Genomic DNA, 1,660 nt, shown 5'->3' on the forward strand with positions numbered 1-1,660 from the left:
GTGGCCACTTGGGCGTCCGGCCCGGTCAGCGCTATCCGTACGTGATGACGCCCAGCCTCGCCGTAGAACACTCCGGGCGCGACAAGCACACCCACGCTTGACAGGGCGTCCACCGTCGCCCACGCATCTTCCCCGCGGGTCGCCCACAGATAGAGCCCGGCCTCGCTGTGTTCGATCGTGAATCCGGCGACGGCCAACGCCGCGGCGAGCACCGCGCGCCGGTTGGCGTAGCGCGCCCGCTGCTCGGCAACGTGCATGTCGTCGGCCAGCGCCGCGGTCATGGCCGCCTGAACCGGCGTCGGGACCATCGACCCGCAGTGCCGCCGCACTTCCAACAACCCGGCGACAAGCCTTGGATCCCCGGTGACGAAGCCGGCGCGGTAGCCGGCGAGGTTCGACCGCTTGGACAACGAGTGAACGGCGAGCAGCCCCTCGTGGGAGCCGCCGCAGACATCGGGATGCAGCACCGAGACGGGCCGGGCTTCCCAGCCCAGCTCGATGTAGCACTCGTCACTGGCGACGACGATGCCGCGATCTCGGGCCCAGCCCACGACCGCCCGCATCTCGTCCACGGTCAACACCCGGCCCGACGGGTTGGCCGGGGTGTTCAGCCAGATCAGGGCCACGCCGTCAGCCGGGCCGAGCACCGGTTCGCAGCCAGCCAGCAGGGCACCGACCTGGTAGGTCGGGTATGCCGGTGTCGGTATCCAGATCCGGTCGCCCGGCCCGAGCCCGAGTTGGCTCGGAAGCTGCGCGACCAGTTCCTTGGTCCCGATCACCGGCAGAACGGCGGTCGACTCGACGATCACCCCGAGCCGGCGCGCCAGCCAGCCCGCCGCCGCGTCCCGCAACTCAGGCGTGCCGGCGGTGGCCGGATAGCCAGGGGCGTTCGCCGCCGCCGCAAGGGCGTGCTGAACCGCGAGCGGGGTCGGGTCCACCGGCGTGCCGACCGACAGGTCGACGATGCCGTACGGGTGTGCGCGGGCCTTGTGCGCGAACGGCGCAAGGGCATCCCAGGGGAAGTCAGGCAACCGTACCCGGGAGTGGCGGGCCTGCCGGAACGCTCCGGCAGGCCCTGTAGGCCCGGTCAGGACTCGCCCTGCGGCGCCAACGTGGCGACGCTGGGTGGGTCGAACTCGAGCGCGCCCACCTTCGACGCCCCGCCAGGCGAGCCGAGCTCCTCGAAGAAGACGGCGTTGGTATCGGTGAAGCCCTTCCACTGATCCGGGACGTCGTCCTCGTAGTAGATGGCTTCGACCGGACAGACGGGCTCACACGCTCCGCAGTCGACGCACTCGTCAGGCTGGATGTAGAGCATCCGTCCGCCTTCGTAGATGCAGTCGACCGGGCACTCCTCGATGCAGGCCCTGTCCTTGACATCGACGCAGGGCTCCGCGATGACGTAGGTCACCGGTTGTTCCTCCTCGGCTCACGGGCGACTGATTCCCTAGTATCGACCTCAACGGTTCTGTGTCGACAACAAGGGCGTTCGCTTGTCGTGTATGTCGTCCGTATCACTCCTGCTGACACCGGCGCCAGAGTCTCGGTACGCCGGCGGGTCGCCGGTCCGTTGCCGCTGACCGACGTCGTCGGGCACCTGTTGTCCTGGACCGATCGACGTCTGACGATACGGACCAGAGACGGTTCCATCGTGACGGTG

The 1,660-nt window shown here is 69.1% G+C and carries 2 protein-coding genes; both read right to left on the bottom strand.

Annotated features, from left to right (window positions below; all coding sequences use genetic code 11):
* Window positions 1–1,031 (bottom strand): succinyldiaminopimelate transaminase (dapC, locus tag U9980_RS26230; protein ID WP_322770377.1); only part of this gene is annotated, 1,031 nt, incomplete at its 3' end.
* A gap of 56 nt (window positions 1,032–1,087) precedes the next feature.
* On the bottom strand, window positions 1,088–1,411 hold the full coding sequence (gene fdxA, locus U9980_RS26235) for a ferredoxin (protein WP_322754456.1): 324 nt from the start codon (window positions 1,409–1,411) through the stop codon (window positions 1,088–1,090).
* Window positions 1,412–1,660: the final 249 nt, after the last annotated feature.

Source organism: Protofrankia sp. Cr1, assembly GCF_963555865.1.
GTDB lineage: Bacteria > Actinomycetota > Actinomycetes > Frankiales > Frankiaceae > Protofrankia.